Genomic DNA, 18664 nt, shown 5'->3' on the forward strand with positions numbered 1-18664 from the left:
TCCGTTTAAACCGGCTTCACGCCAGCGGCATTCAGGGCGTTTTCAAATTTATCGAGGAAGATTTCCAGCTCATCGTTGGTGATCAGCAGGGATGGCAGCAGGCGCAGTACGCAACCGTTACGACCACCGCGTTCCAGGATCAGACCCGCCTGGAAGCATTTCTTCTGCAGCAGCGCTGACAGCTCGCCGTCAGCCGGGAAGCAACCCATGTGGTCAGGCGCTTCGTTAGGCTTAACGATTTCCAGACCGATCATCAGGCCCAGACCGCGAACGTGACCGATAACCGGGTAACGTTTCTGCAGTTCAGCCAGTTTGCCTTTCAGCCACTCGCCCTGGGCGGCAACTTTATCGGCAATTTTGTCGTCTTTGAGGATCTTCAGCGTGGTCAGGCCGGTCGCCATCGCCAGCTGGTTGCCACGGAAGGTACCGGTGTGGTGGCCTGGTGCCCATGCGTCAAACTGCTTTTTAATACCCAGAACCGCCAGTGGCAGACCGCCGCCAACCGCTTTGGACATGACGATGATGTCTGGCTCAATACCGGCGTGTTCGAAGGCGAACAGTTTACCGGTACGCGCGAAACCAGCCTGAACCTCATCGAGGATCAGCATGATGCCGTGTTCCTGAGTCACTTTACGGATACGCTGCAGCCACTCGACCGGAGCCGGGTTCACGCCGCCTTCACCCTGAACGGCTTCAAGAATCACCGCCGCAGGTTTACGCACGCCGCTTTCAACGTCGTTGATCAGGTTTTCGAAGTAGTAGGTCAGCGCTTTCACGCCCGCTTCGCCACCAATGCCCAGCGGGCAGCGGTACTCGTGCGGATATGGCATGAACTGCACTTCCGGCATCATGTTGCTGACGGCTTCTTTCGGTGACAGGTTACCGGTCACGGACAGCGCACCGTGAGTCATACCGTGGTAACCGCCGGAGAAGCTGATTACGCCAGAACGACCGGTCGCTTTTTTCGCCAGTTTGATAGCCGCTTCTACAGCATCCGCGCCGGATGGGCCGGTGAACTGCAGGCAATATTCTTTACCCTCGCCCGGTAACAGGGAGAGTAAATAAGATGAAAATTCATCTTTTAATGGGGTCGTGAGATCAAGCGTATGTAACGGTAAGCCACTCGTGATGACACTTTGAATGCTTTGAAGTACATCAGGATGATTATGACCAAGTGCCAGGGTGCCGGCACCCGCCAGACAGTCAAGGTATTGATTATTTTCAACGTCAGTGATCCAAACGCCCTGTGCCTTGGCGATAGCCAGCGGCAGCTTACGTGGATAGCTTCTGACGTTAGATTCAAACTCAGCTTGTCTTGCTAAAAAGGTATCATTGCTCTGTGGTAATGAATTAGCACGTAAAGTATCAATACGGACTTTATCCGTCATCATATCACTCCTACAACCAGGTGTAGATTAACGCCTGATTGAATAAATGGTTATAAGGATTACCTGTAAAAAATCGCGGCTAATATATGTTGTTTTAGCTAAGGACTCAATCATTTATTTTACGCGGTTTTCAGATGCCATTTTTCACTTTAAAATCAAAAGGTAACAACACAAAACTAACAACACCTTGATGCTAAATTGTTACCATTTATTTTAAAAAGCTTCAGAGAAATACAAAGCCTGCGATGTAATGATAGCCACCCAATTGTTAAGGTTTTATTATTTTTTTACGTGTCTTTACCGTAAATAAGGTTGAGGATTTCGAATAAAACGGGATTTTTCATTTATTTACTGAGAGATAAATAAAAAAGTCGATCCCTTGTGATAAATCACTTACTATGGCGCGCTTATTTACCCCCCAGTAAATATAGACTAATGCGCAGCACCCGATAGCGTGTGACGGGCAGAACACGTTATCGACAACAGGATTACTCCTGGGTTGTCATCCAGAAATGTTCGCGGGCGGACATTTCGTAAGGAGAAGGAACCTTCCCTTATGCCGAGAATGAAAATTTTCTAGCCATATATTATGGCGCCCTGATATGAGAGTGTTATGACCCGCATTTACCCACAATTCATCGTTGCCAAGTTTGGCGGCACCAGCGTTGCTGACTTTGATGCGATGAACCGCAGCGCCAGCATTGTGCTTGCCGATCAAAATGTTCGTTTAGTTGTCCTGTCTGCTTCCGCAGGTGTCACCAACCTACTGGTTGAGCTTTCTGAAGGTCTGGAAAGTCATCAGCAGTTAGACAAGCTTGAGACCCTCCGGACCATTCAATACAACATTATTTCCCGTCTGAAGCAGCCTTCTGTCATCAGCAAGGAAATCGATAATCTCCTCGATAATATTAGCCGTCTGGCGCAAACGGCGATGGTTTCACCGTCTGACGCATTGAGCGATGAGCTGGTGAGTCACGGGGAATTGATGTCCAGCCTGCTGTTTACGGAAGTGATGCGTGAACGCGGCGTTGAAACCAGCTGGTTTGATGCCCGCAGCGTGATTCGCACCGACTCCACTCACGGCTGCGCTGAACCTCAGGTTAGCGCCGTGGCTGAGCTGGCGGAAACGCATCTGCGCCCGCGTATCGAACAAGAAATCATGATTACCCAGGGTTTTATCGGCCGTGACGCTAACGGTCGCACCACCACGCTGGGCCGTGGCGGCAGCGACTACACGGCTTCCCTGCTGGGTGAAGCGCTGCACGCAGGCCGCGTTGATATCTGGACCGATGTCGCCGGTATCTACACCACCGATCCTCGCATCGCGCCAAACGCGAAACGCATCGACAGCATCTCGTTCTCTGAAGCGAGCGACATGGCAGGTTACGGCGCGAAAGTGCTGCACCCAGCGACGCTGCTGCCCGCGATGCGTAAGAACATTCCGGTGTTTGTAGGGTCCAGTAAAGACACGGCCGCTGGCGGTACGCTGGTATGCTGCACAACGGAAAACCCACCGCGCTATCGTGCGGTTGCGGTGCGCCGCAAGCAGACGCTGCTGCGCCTGCACCGTCTCGACGATCAGCCATCTAACCGTTTCTTAGCGCAGATTTTCACGCTGCTGGCTCAGCACAACGTGGCAACGGATCTGGTGACGACATCAGAATCGACCATCGCGCTGGCGCTGGACTCGTCAAACGCGACCTCCGGTGAAGATCACACGCTGACCACCGCGCTGTTTACGGCCCTCTCCTCCCACTGCCGTGTGGAAGTAGAAACCGGGCTGGCGCTGGTAACGTTAGTGGGTAATCAACTGACCAAAGAGCTGGGCGTGTGTAACGATGTCTTCTCTCGTCTGGAAGAGCATGCGGTGCGGATGATTTGTCACGGCGCGTCGCATAACAACCTTTGCTTCCTGCTGCCAGGCGATGCGGCCGACAGCGCGGTCAAGGCGTTGCACCATCGACTGTTCGAGTAAATTCGACCACTCTGAAAGCACAAAGTCCCGGCTTTCGGCCAGGACTTTGGAAGTTGTCTGTATGGCTCCCACGGGAGCCATTGTCATATTTAGCTGTGACGGTGAGAGGTATTATCGTTGCGGCGACAGCGTTTGTCATAGTGGCGTACCCACCAATATCTATCGCTCACCTGCTCGTGCCCACCGACACGCGCGCCAACCAGCCAGAGAAGTGCGCCGACAAAGATGCTTAACACCGCCCCATGCGCAAAAAACTGAGGTAGGTTAAGCTGCGGCATCTGGTTTAAAATAGAATAACCAACGCCGCCGATCATGACGACCAGACCTAACCCCATGAGCACATTACCGAGTAACGAAGCGTTTTTGCGTTTCATAGTGTCACCTCCGTAGATTGGCTTTGGGTTTAGGGATATATCCCTATTCCTAGTGTGTAAAGTATAGACAACACCGCCAGGGATAAGTGCGCTGGTGATCACAAATAAGAACATCTCATCAACAAATCTTTACATTTAAGTGACTGAAATACTTTCCAATCAACATTATTCCGGTTGTGAACTATTCAAGTTTTGCCGCTCAGGGCGCTTATTTTTGTCAAGCGCGCCCTCTCGACGTAAACTAGCCGCCGGAAAGATTGCCCACTCAGGAATAACAACGTGACGATTAAACTGATTGTCGGCCTGGCAAACCCCGGCGCAGAGTACGCGGGAACGCGTCATAACGCGGGTGCCTGGTACGTCGATTTGCTGGCAGAGCGTTTTCGCGCACCGCTGCGTGAAGAGAGTAAGTTTTTTGGCTACACCTCCCGCATTAATTTAGCCGGAGAAGATGTTCGCCTGCTGGTGCCGACCACCTTTATGAACCTTAGCGGTAAAGCCGTTGCGGCACTGGCGACCTTCTATCGCATTAATCCAGATGAAATTCTGGTGGCGCATGACGAGCTGGATCTCCCACCAGGCGTGGTGAAGTTCAAGCTGGGCGGCGGCCACGGTGGCCACAACGGTCTGAAGGATATCATCAGTAAACTGGGTAATAACCCTAATTTTCACCGCTTACGCATCGGAATTGGTCATCCGGGCGATAAAAGCAAAGTTGTTGGTTTTGTATTAGGTAAGCCGCAGGCGGCCGAACAGAAGCTGATTGACGATGCCGTAGACGAAGCGGCGCGCTGTACCGAGATCTGGCTGAAAGACGGGCTGACTAAAGCGACTAACCGCCTGCACGCCTTTAAAGCGCAATAAGTATTCACCGGTACGCTAAACTATTCAGGTTGCCGCCATCGCAGCAGGATGAAGTACGTTTTTTTTCCTGTATGACGTGTATAATAGGCGGAGTTATTAACTTTTCTACAATCTGTTTTCTATAACAGGTTGAATATCAAAAGATTAAGGTGATTTAAACATGGGATTCAAATGCGGTATCGTTGGTTTGCCAAACGTAGGCAAATCCACCCTGTTCAACGCGCTCACCAAAGCAGGTATTGAAGCGGCGAACTTCCCGTTCTGTACTATCGAGCCGAACACAGGCGTTGTTCCGATGCCCGATCCGCGTCTGGACCAGCTGGCGGAAATCGTTAAACCTCAGCGCATCCTGCCAACCACCATGGAATTCGTTGATATCGCGGGCCTGGTAAAAGGCGCTTCCAAAGGTGAAGGCCTGGGTAACCAGTTCCTGACCAACATCCGTGAAACCGAAGCTATCGGTCACGTTGTGCGTTGCTTCGAGAACGACAACATCATCCACGTGAACAACAAAGTGGACCCGGCTGACGATATCGACGTTATCAACACCGAACTGGCGCTGTCCGACCTCGACACCTGTGAACGCGCCCTGCACCGCGTGCAGAAAAAAGCCAAAGGCGGCGACAAAGACGCTAAAGCTGAACAAGCTGCGCTGGAAAAATGTCTGCCGCAGCTGGAAAACGCGGGCATGCTGCGCGCGCTGAAAACGCTGACCGACGAAGACAAAGCGGCCATCAAATACCTGAGCTTCCTGACCCTGAAGCCAACCATGTATATCGCCAACGTTAACGAAGACGGTTTTGAGAACAACCCGTACCTCGATAAAGTGCGCGAAATTGCAGCGGCTGAAGGTTCCGTCGTGGTTGCCGTATGTGCCGCCGTTGAAGCCGACATCGCTGAACTCGACGATGCCGACCGCGAAGAATTCATGGCTGAAATGGGCCTCGAAGAGCCAGGTCTGAACCGCGTTATCCGCGCCGGTTACGAACTGCTGAACCTGCAGACCTACTTCACCGCTGGCGTGAAAGAAGTTCGCGCATGGACCATCCCTGTTGGTGCAACTGCGCCACAGGCTGCGGGTAAAATCCACACCGACTTCGAAAAAGGCTTTATCCGCGCGCAGACCATCGCGTTTGAAGACTTCATCACCTACAAAGGTGAGCAAGGCGCGAAAGAAGCCGGCAAGATGCGTGCTGAAGGGAAAGATTACATCGTTAAAGATGGCGATGTGATGAACTTCTTGTTTAACGTCTAAATAAAGTTTGTTGTCTCATGAGGTTTCGCTGAATCTCAATAAGACGAAAAAACCGTTGAAAACCACGCGCTTGCGTGGTTTTTATATTGTCGATGAATCTCATTACATCCTATGTAAACCCAATCAAAAAGGAGTACATAAGTGAGTACAATGTCAGTATAGAAAACATACAGGAGTCAACATACTCACTGACACCCGCAGCCGTACAGCCAAGCCCAAAGAAAAGCGCTATCGGTTTAAGCTAGATGGCAAATCCAGCATGTTTGCTATCGGCGGGTATCCAGCCGTCAAACTTGTCGAAGCCCGCGAAAAGTGCGAACAGGCACGCAGGTTAGGTTCTGAAGGAGTAAACCCTGTACAATCTCGCCAATTAGATAAGATCCGTAGAATTAATGAAGCATCCAATACTTTTATTGATTGCCAATGAGTGGTTGCAAATGAAAGACTGGGTTGCAATCACCAAATTACCTCTATTTATTGTTCGACATACTAAATGCCAGACATGATTCTTCGTTCGCCCCTAGGTAACTTTCGCCTGGAAAACCCGATGGAAGCGCATTAGGGAGAGCAAATGTTGAGTTGATAGTTTTAAATCTTCGACTCTCACCACTAGCAACAATGCAATGCAGAATTTCCAACGCATGGTAAGCCATTTCCATACTTGCCCTATGTGGTTCAGACTTGCGCAAGGACCACGCCATTTCTGCCGCTCCCAGCCCTCGGCTTTCCGTATCGAATCCGTGGGCTTGCTGCATTACAAACGGTTCGTTGTTACCTTTGAGGATGACCTTAACATCGCCGCCAAATTTATTCGGATCCGCCATATAAACCACTCCCTTCGTACCATACAGGGTCATCACAGGCCGCTCCGGTTTAATCTGGATGGACTCGGAATCGAAGTGCAGAGAACCTACACTGCCATTTTCGAACAGCATCGTCCCAGATAACAATGTTTCGCATTCCATTTCGTATGACTCTCCCAGTTTGTCGAGGAAGTAATATTCCCGCTGTTTATCGCGAGTACGCGAATACCCACTAACCTCGTTTACTGGGCCCAGTATGCTAAGCAGAGCAGTGACATAATAAATACCGACGTCAAAACCAATCCCACCACCCGCCTTGCTGGTGAACGGAAAGATCTCGGCAAACAGTGCTGAATCTCGATTCAGCGCGCAGTGGCAGGAGGTCACTTCACCAATCATACCGCTGTCTACAATCGCTTTTGCTGTTTGTACGCTCGCCCCCAAAAAGGTATCGGGCGCACATCCAAGACGGCAGTTGTTCGCCTGCGCCAATGCCAGTAGTTCGCCAGACTGCGCCAGGTCGATGGTCAGAATTTTTTCGCTGTACACATGCTTACCTGCGTTCAGCAATGTCTTAATGACATCGTAATGGGCCTGTGGCGGGGTAAGGTTAATCACCATCTCTATCGTGGGATCGTCAAGAATCTGCTCCCAGCTCAGTACGGCAATATCGTAACGCTGTGCGGTGGCCCGACATTTATCGACATTTCGGTCATAGCACCCCGCAATCTCGATAATGGAAAATTTCGCCTGCAGGCTTTCAATATAAGACGTACTGATAACGCCGCACCCGACAATTACCGTGCGGACTTTTTTTACCAATGGCATGATTCATCCTCTACTTTAAGGCGTAGGAAACAAAAGCCAGGCGGCGGCTATCCGGTGCCCAGGCATTCACGTTGATGGTGCCCTGCCCGCCAAAAAGCTCGGCGAAAGCTTCAGGCTCTCCTCCTTCAGTCGGCATCCGCATGAGTTGGACATGTTTGTTCGCCGGGTGATCGTGTGCCTCCACATCGTCTGCAGAATAGGCAATGCACACCAGCGTTTTGCCGTCCGGCGAGATATGTGGAAACCAGTGGTTCGCTAGCCCTCTGGTCAGTTGTTGTGGGTTTGCACCATCTGCTTCCATTCGCCATATTTGCATCAGGCCGGAATGGGTTGAATTAAAATAGATATAACGACCGCACGGTGAAAACTCTGGCCCATCGTTATGGCCAAAATCTCTGGTCAGCGCTTTCTCCACCCCGCCCGTAGAAGGAATAACATAGATGTCATAACGGCCGTTACGTTCCGCGCAGTAGGCAAGCGTTTTGCCATCCGGCGACCAACTGTGTAAATAGCTAGGGCCAATAGGTGTCAGTAAGATCGGCACTCCGCCGCTAAGCGGCAACTGATAGATACGTGATAACCCGTCTTCATGCACATTGTGGCTAATGGCAATATTCTGCTGACATGGGGAAATAACATGATCGTTATTGCAATTACTTGCAAACCCGGTATCCAGCCGGGAAACTGCGCCGGTTGCGAGATGCAGCGAATAAATAGACCCCAGCGAGTTAAAATAGAGCTGCTGACTGTCGAGCGTCCATTCCGGGGCTTCAATCAGGTGATCGAACGTCTTGATGCTTTCCCTCACGCCGGTGAATACGTCAATAATCTCAAGCGTGCTGGTGACATTGCGGTATGTCGGGGTAAAATGCGCATTTAATATCTGCATAGAAAATTCCTTTTAATGTTCGCCTGGATAAACCAGTCCCCAGGTTTGACGAATGCTGTCCATCACCATAAGAACACCGCGGGTATCGTTGAGGGTTCTTTTCGGGTTTTCCTTTAAGCCATTTGCCAGGCAGCGCTCAATATCTTTAATTTCGTAATAGTAGCCAGCACCAATGTTCTTATTATCAATGACCTGTTCATGCCCGTCATGAAACGTGAACATGGCTTTATCCGGCATCCAGAAATTATTGATAGTGATAAAACCCGTTTCACCGTAAATCGTTGCACTATTCACGGTTTTCGTGACAATTGACGATGAGAGCATGGCCAGTTGTTCATCGCCATAGCGCAACAGATAACTACCACTCCCGTCCACACCCGTCGGCGTCATCACAGCTTGCGTCATGATATTCTGCGGCAGGCGCTGATAGACCATTTGCGCGAGCGTCAGGACATAAACACCGGTATCCAACAGACTGCCGCCGCCGAGTTCAGGCGCGTACAAACGGTCAGTAAAATCCTCTTGAGCTTTAAACCCAAAGTTGGCCTGTACCAGAGTGACCTTGCCGATTGTGCCCTCAGCGATGGCAGCGAGTACCTGTTCCATCACCGGGAAAAAGCGTGTCCACATCGCTTCCATAAAGAAGACCTGATGCTCAGCCGCCGCTAGTTCAATTTCTGCAAAATCACGAGCCGAAAGCGTTACCGGTTTTTCACACAGCACGGCCTTGCCCGCCCGGATGCAGGCTAGCGCCTGCGCTTTATGGAACACATGGGGAGAGGCAATATAGACAATATCGCAGTCGCTTTTTTGTAACAGAGCGTCATAATCGTCATACACCTCAGGAATAGAATACGTTTTGGCGAATTCATCGGCGCGTTGCCTATTTCGTGAGGCCACCGCAACGATATCACTGCCATCGGAAAGCAACAGATCGCTGGCAAACTTACTGGCGATCCGACCGGGGGCGATAATTCCCCACTTAATTTTCGTCGCTGGGCATGTAGCACTGTCCATACAAGTCCCTCACTTATTGTTGGCTAACGTTAAGATGTTGCGCGATGGCATTCACCACCAGATTATGGTCATCTATGTCGGTCAAACCTGAAACGGTAATAGTGCCAATAGGTCCGGTATTTTTGATGTAGATGGGAAAACACCCTCCGCTCAGGGTATAGCTACTGTCGAGGGTAACGCCGTTGACATGGAAGGAATCCGGGTTGTAGTGCTTAAATTTAAGATGCATGAGCATCGAGCAATGGCCGAATCGATTGGTCAGCTTTTTTTTACGCGAAACCCACTCTTCGTTATCTGGCGATGAGCCTGTATTAGCGAAATAATAAAGCGTCTGACCGTGACGACAAATATCAACAACCACAGGGTAACTATTTATTACCGCCTGCTGAGTAATCATCGTTCCAATAGCCAAGGCATCTGCGTTGCTAAATGCATTAAATTGCAACCGCGACTCTTGATTAAGTATTTTATCAATCATCTTATCACTATCGTTCATTGTGAACCCTTCTCTACAAAATTATCACTCTCACGCCATTTACTCTAGGATCAACGAGCCACAATAAATATATTGATGCATTTCTAAACTATAATTTTATTGCGTCAGAGTAGTTACTCCGATCACAGTATCAGATAGATTACTGATGCGAGGGGCCTTCACCTTTACAAGATGAAGGCCCGCTTCGTTAATAGCGATTGGTGGTTACGATAGTCTTAATCAATAAGGCGTGTTTCATCCGCTTCATAGCGTAAAAAATCAAAGTGGGCTTCATGTTTATGGAGCATGGTATCTACACAGGCCAGCCCGAAGAATGCGCCGGTAAATTCCCCATACTGACTATATTCATCAGAAAATGCCGTCGTATCGTAGCGCTCACCAATCGCCTGATACTCCCCGTCGCGCAATGACCAGTAACAACGAATATCCCGCCCCTCAATGCGCACCTGCAGGAAGATAGGCTCACGACCAGCAGCAACAGGCTGAGCAGTATCATATCGCTGTCCATTATCCATATGGATGACCGACAACACGGGTTCCCCCAATGATTCATCCCAGGTTTGCAGCAAGTAGAGATAGTTCATATTGTCGTAATAGAGCACCAGACCTGCACTGTGCTGATACACCTGTGGGGAAAAAGTGAGTTTGGTGGTGATGGTGCAATAAACCGAGGTCAACTTTTTCGCCAACAGGCTGACCTTGTTGGTCGAACTTAACGACTCCTGCCCGCGTAGTGTGACATGGCTGTCACGCCTGCTCAGCGATGCAAAACGGCGAAAATCGATGCGTGGCGCGTAATACGATTTACTCAGCGGCACCTCATCAAAATGATCTGTGGGCACATCCGGCGTAAATGGGCAGGACGGCAAGGCCGACTCGTTGACCTCATGGCGGGCAATATTGCCTCCACCTTTTAGCCTTAGCCAGTTGTCCGTCGTCCAGTACATCTCCTGTAGAGCCGTTTCTCTGCCAAGCGTGCAGCGCAACTCATCACGAAACGGTCGGCTACACAGATGGACCAGCCAGACTTCCCCCTGCGGGGTTTCAACATAGCTACCGTGCCCGGCTTTTTGCAGATAGGTCTCTGGGTTGAAGTACTGTGGTTTAAGATGGCCCGCATCGTGGCGCTCATTAAAGGTTTCACCGTTCGACGTGAGAATCGGATTTTGTGGGTCGCTTTCATAGGGCCCCCAGACATTTTTCGCCCGCCCCATCGTGACAGCATGGCCGTAGCCGGTGCCCCCCTCAGCCGTCATGATGTAGTAGTAATCCCCGCGTTTTGTCAGATGAGGCGCTTCAATGCAGCCCCGGTCTGTACCGCCGGACCAGATGCGCTGAGGAAAACCGGCAATGGCTTTCTGCGCCGGGGAGTACTCGACCAGGCAAATCGCACCAGGTTTTTCGTAGCCAGGACGCGTTTCCCACTCCAGGGAGACGATCCATTTTCGCCCATCGGTGTCATGCAATATTGAGGCATCAAAACCGGCGGAATGGAGATAGACCGGCTCACTCCAGGGGCCAGTTATCTCTTTGGCGGTAATCAGGTAGTTGTCGACATCAAAATAGCGGGAATTCATAGAGTTCATCACGCCATAAATGACATAAAACAATTGCTCTTCCTCGCACCAGGTCAGGCAAGGTGCCCAGATTCCTTTGGCGGAGGGAAGTTTACGCAAATCGGGGTCATGGTCATCCTGCAAAACATGCGTCAGCAACTGCCAGTTTTTTAAATCCCGCGAATGATAAATCGGGATCCCCGGAAACCATTCAAATGAGGAAACGGCAACATAATAATCATCGCCGCGACGGCAAATACAGGGGTCAGGATTAAAACCTTTGAATATGGGGTTCTGAATCATAAATAATCACTCTTTATCCGTTATTAGCGTATTCTGTTATCCCTGATTTTACCGCCCCTATTTCTTGCCAGGTATATTAAACGCCCTCACAAATATAAGAAGTGTCTTCGTACAGGTGATCCTATTCACAAAAATAAAAAGCGCCATAATCTCAATGGCGCTGGCAGGAAAACACATGCTGCCCTATCAACGGTTAGTAGGGTTCCGCCGAATAAGAAAAATAATCAAAGTCCGCATAAGCCTGCTCACCAGTCAAATCCTGGCAACACATCCCCACAAAGGCTCCTGTAAAACGCTCAATACTACGTTCTTTGAAGTACTCGTCGGACAGCTTGCTGTATTCCACGTATCCACCGACGGGGAACCACTCAGTTTCATTCAGCGAATAATAAAACCACGCCGCATCGCCCCTCACACAAACTTTGAGATACACCAACCCTTCACTGGCTATATGTATGCCATCACCGGTCACCATCGTGAATTTGTTCAGGTCGTTGACCATAAGATTGACAGTACGCCGTCCTTCCTCATCGCAAGAAATATTAAGATACAGGTAATTCGTCGTGTCATAAAAGCAGACCAACCCGGCCATTTGCTGAAATGAGCGCGGGGAAAAATCAACGCAAGTTTGCGCGGTATAGGCAAAATCCGTCTGCCGCCGGGCCTGCAAGCTTTGGTAATGGTGAGAACTGAGCGACTCACGGCCACGCAGGCGCAACCAGCCCTTTCGCTCAACAAGTGAACACATTTCTTCGTTGAGTGGAATGCGCAGCGATTGATAATGCAGCGGCAACGTTGGTGCATCAAAATCATCTTTAGCCGGCAACACGGGCCAGTGATGCTCTTCCAGACGTGTGTGAACCACATTTTCCGGCGTGGTCTTCTCATTGATAAGCCGTAACCAACCGTCTTCACTCCAGTACACCCGTTGAATGGCAGTTTCACGCCCCATCGGGCTACGCCCTTTTGTTGCCAGCGGCCTGCCGCACAGGTGCACAATGAACATCTCGCCGAGCGTATTTTCAAACAGGTCCGCATGCCCCACACGCTGTAACGGTATACGACAGTCATCCCGTGACGTCATCATTTGACCGATAGGATCGGTTTCGTACGGCCCGAAGAGGTTACGCGAACGAGCCATGGTTACACCGTGGTTGTAGAAAGTACCACCTTCGGCAGTCAGAAGATAAAACCAACCTTCGTGTTGATAGATATGCGGCCCTTCGGTCGTCCCTAGTGCACTTCCTGCGTAGATTTTCCGGCACTCACCCACCAACTTGTTTTCAAGCTCATCGTACTGCTGAATGATGATACCGTTCCACTTAGGAAATCCCGGTTTCCCGCCCTCCAGGTGGCTCATTTCCATGCTCACCAGCCACTTCGTCCCGTCGCTATGGTGGAATAGTGAGGGGTCAATGCCCCGGCTGTGAAGGTAGGTGGGTTCTGACCACTCCCCTTCAATATCGTCGGTGGTCACCAGGTAATTATTTGCGTCCCAAAAGCGTCCGGCGACATTTTTAATATCGCTAAAAATCAGATAAAAACGCCCATCGTGATAGCTCAGACACGGCGCATACACACCGCCAGAATCCGGGTTACCGATCATATCGAGCTGGCTTCTGCGGTTTAACGGATAGGCTATCCGTTGCCAGTTTTTCAGATCGCGAGATTTGTACAGACTCACCCCTGGAAACCATTCAAACGTCGAGGTGGCAATATAATAAACCTCACCAACACGAATAATTGATGGGTCTGGGTTAAAACCAGGAATAATGGGATTAGTGATAGCGGTCATAATATCAACTCCTTGTTATCGTCCGTAATAAATCGTTAGCGTCTGGCAGGTTGGTTTTGTACAGCGATCACCTTAGCGGTGTTAACTGGCTCTTCACTATTACGGTATTTTTTCAGAATTAAAATCAGGCTCAGGAGCAGCATCGCAGGGATCACAGTGAAAATGAGTCTGACAACAAGGGTCGCCGATTCTGTCTGCACGGGCGCATTGCCCACATAGCCGCCCACTGTCAGCAGCCAGCCGATAATAGCTCCGCCGACGGCAATACCAATCTTAATGGCAAAAATGTTGGTGGAAAAAACCAGACCGCTAAGGGATTTAGCTGATTTTTTCTCCACATTATCAATAATATCGCTAAGCAGACTCCATTGCAGCGGCGTTGCTGTGGAGTTGATGAAGTGAATAATACCTACCACCACACAGGTCAGGATAATGTAATCAGCAGGTACAAAGAACAGCGCAATCATCACCGCCGCCTGTACCGTCATCGCCAATTTGTAAGCCCATAAGCGGTCGAGTTTTCCGTATAATGTGGTGGTAAACATCGAGCCGATAAACTTCGCGCCGAGGATAATAGATAGCACCACACTGACCAGATCCGGGCGATGCAAATAATAATTCACAAAATACATGGCCCCGCCAGTTTTTAATATTCCAGCAATCAGGTTGACCACATTGAGGCTAAAGATGCAGCGCCAATTCTGATCTTTCAGCAGAATATTAAGGTCTTTATAGATACCGCTAAATTTCTGGGTTTTATCAATCTCTTTAACGTAGTGTTCTTTGGTCATGGCAAAGCACATCAGGAACATGATCGTACTCAGCGCCCCCATCAGAATCATGCCGTAGAAATACCCCTTTTGCAGATCACCATTACCCAGCACTTTAGTCAGGGGCAGCGCCACGGCAGAAACGATAATCCCACCCAATGCGGCAAAGGCGAAGCGGTATGACTGCATTGATACCCTATCTTTCGTATCACTGGAGAGATTGTTGATCATCGCGCAGTAGGGAACGTTAACCAGAGAGTAAAAAATCGACAGCGTGGTGTAGGAGACGTAAGCATAGATAATTTTGCCGGTTTCCCCGAAATCTGGGGTATAAAACGTCAACGCACCAAAAATGCCAAACGGTAGGGAAAACCAGAGTAAGTAAGGACGAAACTGGCCGTATTTAGTTTGTGTATGGTCAGCTAAATAACCGGCATAAACATCAGCAAATGCATCAACAATGCGGACCACCAGGAACATTGTCCCCATATGAAAAGCACTGAGGCCGTACACATCGGTATAAAAATAGGCCATAAATAGCATGATGGTTTGCCAGATTATATTGGAGGCACCATCACCCAGACCATAGCCTACTTTTTCTTTAAACCCTGCTCTATTCATAACAATACCTTTATTTTTCAAGGGATAGTCAACGTGGTGAAACAAGCACCGTATTCACGTTATGAAAAGTAGGCTTAATTACAGGCAAAAAATGTATTCTTTGGCGGAGTTTATATGATTTTTTTGCGCGACCAGGGAAACACCGATCACACTCAGAATAATCAGTCTGTTTTTAACATTTTCCGTTACAGGTGTAATCCGCTCCCCACATCCTTCGTGGTTCTGACTTTATCTCTGAATGAGAGCGGGGTATCGTTCATCATTTCCCGAAACTTAAGACAAAAGTAAGCACTATCGGTAAAACCAGCACGCTGGGAAATCTCGCTGATACGCAGGTCGGTATTGGTCAGTAAATTAATAGCAATATTAAGTTTTCTCAACAACATAAACTTCTTAAAGCTGAGACCAAAGGTAATTTTAAATATTTTTGAAAACCACGATTTAGACCAGTTGCAGGCCCGAGACGCTTCTTCTGTCGTTATCTCATAATTTTCAGTGGCATCAATGAATTTCAGTAATTTTATAAGTTCTCCGAGATAGGCATTATTTTCTCTTTCCGTAATATGAACTGCTGCTTTCAGGTTTTTAAATGCATGCAGCAAAATACTGCGGATCAGTGAACGGAAAAGCGTATCGGAAAAATCGCTAAACTCGCCACACCAGTTAAATAACACCTCCAGGCGGTCGGCGTCTTCTGTGCTCAGAACGGCCATCGCACCACAATGCAGCGCGTCGGATGCTAACGCGTACTCATCCAGCCACTCTTTTTCGAATTGCAGAAGATAGCGCACATGATTCGCCTGCGCCGGAATGCTCATCTCATGATTCATCAATGCAGGGACGAAGATCAACGTATTGTTTTTTATAGCCAATCTCTCGTTTCCGATAGTAAAACTACCCGCTGAATCTCGAAACCACATCAGCTCGTGCATCATATGATAATGCGGTACTACCTCGATTCCCTGAAAATCTCTGATAGCATCGGCCCGGAAGGTGAACAAGTCCCCGGCGCGAACAGGTATTTTTTCGAAAACGGGAGATTCATCACTCATGCTGTACACTCTTCTTATATTTGTCTGGATTGTTTATACATATCAGAAACGGGATTAGCAATAACTTAATTACGTCTACTTAAGCAAGTCCGTTACTTTATCCGATGGAGTCTGTATGAACAGTTCGCTAATAAGCGTAAAAGAAAAAATAAGTTATGGGCTAGGCGACACCGGTTGCAATTTAGTATGGCAGACCGTGATGTTGTTTATGGCCTATTTTTACACTGATATATTTGGTTTAAACCCAGCACATATGGGCACTATGTTCCTGGCAGTACGTTTAATTGATGCGGTAACTGACGTATTAATGGGGGCAGTGGCTGACAGAACTAAATCAAAATATGGCCAGTTTCGTCCTTACTTACTATGGTTCGCGATTCCGTTTGGTGTACTGTGCTGCTTAACGTTTTATACTCCTGATCTATCATACGGAGGAAAACTGATTTACGCATACGTTTCTTATACATTATTGTCGCTGGTCTATACCGCCATTAATGTCCCCTACTGTGCGATGATCAATAACATTTCCAATGACTCCAGAGAACGAGTATCATTACAATCCTGGAGATTTGCCCTTAGTACTTTGGGTGGATTGATTGTTTCCTTAACAGCTCTGCCGTTAGTAGCTTATCTTGGGAAAGGCAATTTGCAGAACGGTTATTTTTATACCATGATGGTAATGGGAACACTCAGTATTATTCTCTTTTTCATCTGTTTTGGCCTGACAAAAGAACGTTTTTCATCCGATGTTGAATTAACCAAAAAGAATAGTATACTTGATGACCTCAAAACACTATTTTCTAATAAAGACTGGCGTATTCTTTTTGCACTAAATGTGGTGAATCTGGTAGCGGTACTTTTTAAAGGTGGAACTACGCTCTATTTTGTAAATAGTATTATGAATCGACCTGATTTGGGCAGCCTGTTGCTAACCGCTACTCTGGCGTCGGGGGTACTGGGAGCAATGATATCATCTACTATTTTTAAAAATATCGATAAAGTAAAAGGGTTTAAAGCAGCAATGCTGCTCGAAGCCGCACTGTTGATGGGCATGTATTTTATTCCCGGCAGCAACATTATCGCCATTTTCTCACTGGTAATTATCATTAATATCATTCAGCTTGCCGCAACCCCCTTACAGTGGAGCATGCTGTCAGACATTATTGATGCCGAGGAGAAGAAAAGCGGGAAGAAACTCAGCGGTATTGTCTTTTCCACAAATTTATTCGCCATTAAGTTAGGGATTGCCATCGGCGGTGCACTGGTGGGGTACCTGCTCGCTTGGGGTAATTATGTCGGTGGAGCTACAACGCAACCCGCATCGGCGCTGGAAACTATCCGACTACTGTTCACTGTGTTACCGGCTATCCTTGTAGCCTTGCTGGTGCTTATAATGCGCAAATACAGCCTTAACGACAAAGCGTTGATGGCTATGGCGCAAAAAAACTCAACGATATAAATACATGATGGTGACCGGGATCCCCGGTCACTTACTCTTTTGCGTTCTGTTGACGGTAAATCGCGGGCGTGAGATTCATCTGGCGCGTAAAGAAGTTATAAAAGTAGGTAATAGATGGAAATCCGACTAGCGCTGGGATATCCGCAATCGGAATGTTTTTATTCTCCAGCAGCATCCGGCAACGAATGAGTTTTTCTCTCAGGATCACCGAATGGACTTTACACCCAAGCTCTTTTTGGAATTTGGTGTCAATAAGCGTTCGGGAAAGCCCCAGGTAGTTAATGACATGAATCACTTTCAACGGTCTGTGGATATTCTCGCTGATAAATGACAGCGCACGCCTCACCAAAGGATCATGCGTCAGTTTCACATCCGTTGACATTCGTTCTTTAATACCCACCGGAGGAACCACAATACGATACCGGGCTTTCTCACTTTCTGATGATAACTGTATTTGTAAAAGCCGGGCCGCCTGAAAACCTATTTGACGGGCACCTTGCACTACAGTCGTTAAAGAGATACGTGATAGATAGTTGACCAAATCCTCATTATCGATGCCAATGATAGCGACTTCATCAGGCACCTTTACACCGGCTATTGCACATGCCTGTAACAGATGGCGAGCACGTGAATCGGTGACGGCGATAATACCACTTTGTGGCGCAAGTGACCGGATCCACGCTATCAGTGAATTCATAGATATATCCCGCTGTTGAATTGCGGCATCATAATCATGGAATAATTCAGGGGTATAATAATGCGTTTTCGCCAGTTTCACATAGGCATTTTCACGCTCTGTAGCCCACCGTTTTTCACTGGCATCCTGTAGGCCAAAAAATGCGATATGTTGAATACCCTTTTTCATCAGATGCTCAAATGCCAGCTGAACCAATTTATCATTGTCTGTAGCTACATAATCACACCGCGGATAGTCGCGTTCCTGAGCAAAAGACCCGCCAACACCGACATAAGGTTTTACTGATTTTTCTAATGCTTTAACCAGGTAACGATCGTCCAAATCAGCAATAATGCCATCTGATGACGCCATAAGAGCATTTACTTTAGTTGTGCAAAATGACTCTTCAATATAAATATCCCAGTTGCATTCAGAGAAAGCAAAAAAATCCCCAATACCTTCTATAACCTGGCGGTCCCATGCTTTATTAGCATTAAATAGCAGTCCTACGTGATACTGGCACATATGCATATTCTTCGTATT

At 48.3% G+C, this 18664-nt stretch carries 15 protein-coding genes and 1 pseudogene; 5 read left to right on the plus strand and 11 right to left on the minus strand.

The genetic code is table 11. The features are described 5' to 3' along the window. Nucleotides 1-5 precede the first annotated feature (5 nt). Complete coding sequence (locus tag AB2B48_RS07720; protein ID WP_072011324.1) at nucleotides 6-1391, minus strand: diaminobutyrate--2-oxoglutarate transaminase; 1386 nt, start codon at nucleotides 1389-1391, stop codon at nucleotides 6-8. Between the two features lie 610 nt (nucleotides 1392-2001). On the opposite strand from AB2B48_RS07720, the gene lysC reads away from it, so the two are divergent. Then, nucleotides 2002-3363 (plus strand): lysine-sensitive aspartokinase 3, encoded by a 1362-nt coding sequence (gene lysC, locus AB2B48_RS07725; RefSeq protein ID WP_185669703.1) that lies wholly within the window; start codon nucleotides 2002-2004, stop codon nucleotides 3361-3363. 89 nt (nucleotides 3364-3452) lie between these two features. Here lysC and ychH read toward each other — a convergent pair whose 3' ends face one another. Beyond that, nucleotides 3453-3737, minus strand: a complete 285-nt coding sequence (ychH, locus tag AB2B48_RS07730) for a stress-induced protein YchH (protein WP_185669702.1) — start codon at nucleotides 3735-3737, stop codon at nucleotides 3453-3455. A gap of 279 nt (nucleotides 3738-4016) precedes the next feature. Between ychH and pth the strand changes: the two genes are divergently transcribed. The 3 genes and pseudogenes from pth to AB2B48_RS07745 all read left to right on the plus strand — a co-directional run. Beyond that, on the plus strand, nucleotides 4017-4601 hold the full coding sequence (gene pth / locus AB2B48_RS07735) for an aminoacyl-tRNA hydrolase (protein ID WP_368301434.1): 585 nt from the start codon (nucleotides 4017-4019) through the stop codon (nucleotides 4599-4601). Nucleotides 4602-4761: 160 nt separating this feature from the next. Next, a complete protein-coding gene (gene ychF / locus AB2B48_RS07740; RefSeq protein WP_106926651.1) occupies nucleotides 4762-5856 on the plus strand; it encodes a redox-regulated ATPase YchF in 1095 nt (364 codons plus the stop codon). A 181-nt stretch (nucleotides 5857-6037) separates the two neighbouring features. Next, nucleotides 6038-6320: pseudogene (locus AB2B48_RS07745) on the plus strand (integrase arm-type DNA-binding domain-containing protein); the annotation flags it as partial. Between the two features lie 6 nt (nucleotides 6321-6326). Here the strand turns inward: AB2B48_RS07745 and AB2B48_RS07750 are convergent. The 8 genes from AB2B48_RS07750 to AB2B48_RS07785 all read right to left on the minus strand — a co-directional run bounded on the left by AB2B48_RS07750 (nucleotide 6327) and on the right by AB2B48_RS07785 (nucleotide 15986). Continuing rightward, entirely contained in the window at nucleotides 6327-7487 is a 1161-nt protein-coding gene (locus AB2B48_RS07750) for a Gfo/Idh/MocA family protein (protein ID WP_333010441.1), read from the minus strand. 10 nt (nucleotides 7488-7497) lie between these two features. Continuing rightward, entirely contained in the window at nucleotides 7498-8376 is an 879-nt protein-coding gene (locus AB2B48_RS07755) for a TolB family protein (protein ID WP_368301435.1), read from the minus strand. A gap of 12 nt (nucleotides 8377-8388) precedes the next feature. Then, nucleotides 8389-9393 carry a Gfo/Idh/MocA family protein gene (locus tag AB2B48_RS07760; protein WP_368301436.1) on the minus strand — a complete coding sequence of 335 codons (1005 nt, stop codon included), beginning with the start codon at nucleotides 9391-9393 and terminating at the stop codon, nucleotides 8389-8391. Nucleotides 9394-9406: 13 nt separating this feature from the next. Next, on the minus strand, nucleotides 9407-9889 hold the full coding sequence (locus tag AB2B48_RS07765) for a heme-degrading domain-containing protein (RefSeq protein WP_368301437.1): 483 nt from the start codon (nucleotides 9887-9889) through the stop codon (nucleotides 9407-9409). A 215-nt stretch (nucleotides 9890-10104) separates the two neighbouring features. Further along, nucleotides 10105-11748 carry a glycoside hydrolase family 43 protein gene (locus AB2B48_RS07770; protein WP_368301438.1) on the minus strand — a complete coding sequence of 548 codons (1644 nt, stop codon included), beginning with the start codon at nucleotides 11746-11748 and terminating at the stop codon, nucleotides 10105-10107. Between the two features lie 193 nt (nucleotides 11749-11941). Further along, on the minus strand, nucleotides 11942-13543 hold the full coding sequence (locus tag AB2B48_RS07775; protein WP_368301439.1) for a glycoside hydrolase family 43 protein: 1602 nt from the start codon (nucleotides 13541-13543) through the stop codon (nucleotides 11942-11944). Nucleotides 13544-13578: 35 nt separating this feature from the next. Then, on the minus strand, nucleotides 13579-14934 hold the full coding sequence (locus AB2B48_RS07780) for a glycoside-pentoside-hexuronide (GPH):cation symporter (protein ID WP_368301440.1): 1356 nt from the start codon (nucleotides 14932-14934) through the stop codon (nucleotides 13579-13581). A 185-nt stretch (nucleotides 14935-15119) separates the two neighbouring features. After that, nucleotides 15120-15986: a helix-turn-helix domain-containing protein gene (locus tag AB2B48_RS07785; RefSeq protein WP_368301441.1), complete on the minus strand. Its 867-nt coding sequence runs from the start codon at nucleotides 15984-15986 to the stop codon at nucleotides 15120-15122. Nucleotides 15987-16101: 115 nt separating this feature from the next. On the opposite strand from AB2B48_RS07785, the gene AB2B48_RS07790 reads away from it, so the two are divergent. Beyond that, nucleotides 16102-17445 carry a glycoside-pentoside-hexuronide (GPH):cation symporter gene (locus AB2B48_RS07790; RefSeq protein WP_368301442.1) on the plus strand — a complete coding sequence of 448 codons (1344 nt, stop codon included), beginning with the start codon at nucleotides 16102-16104 and terminating at the stop codon, nucleotides 17443-17445. A gap of 31 nt (nucleotides 17446-17476) precedes the next feature. Here the strand turns inward: AB2B48_RS07790 and AB2B48_RS07795 are convergent, their stop codons facing one another. Continuing rightward, a complete protein-coding gene (locus tag AB2B48_RS07795; RefSeq protein WP_368301443.1) occupies nucleotides 17477-18646 on the minus strand; it encodes a substrate-binding domain-containing protein in 1170 nt (389 codons plus the stop codon). Nucleotides 18647-18664 lie beyond the last annotated feature (18 nt).

The organism is Kluyvera sichuanensis (assembly GCF_040930405.1).
Classification (GTDB): Bacteria; Pseudomonadota; Gammaproteobacteria; order Enterobacterales; family Enterobacteriaceae; genus Kluyvera; species Kluyvera sichuanensis.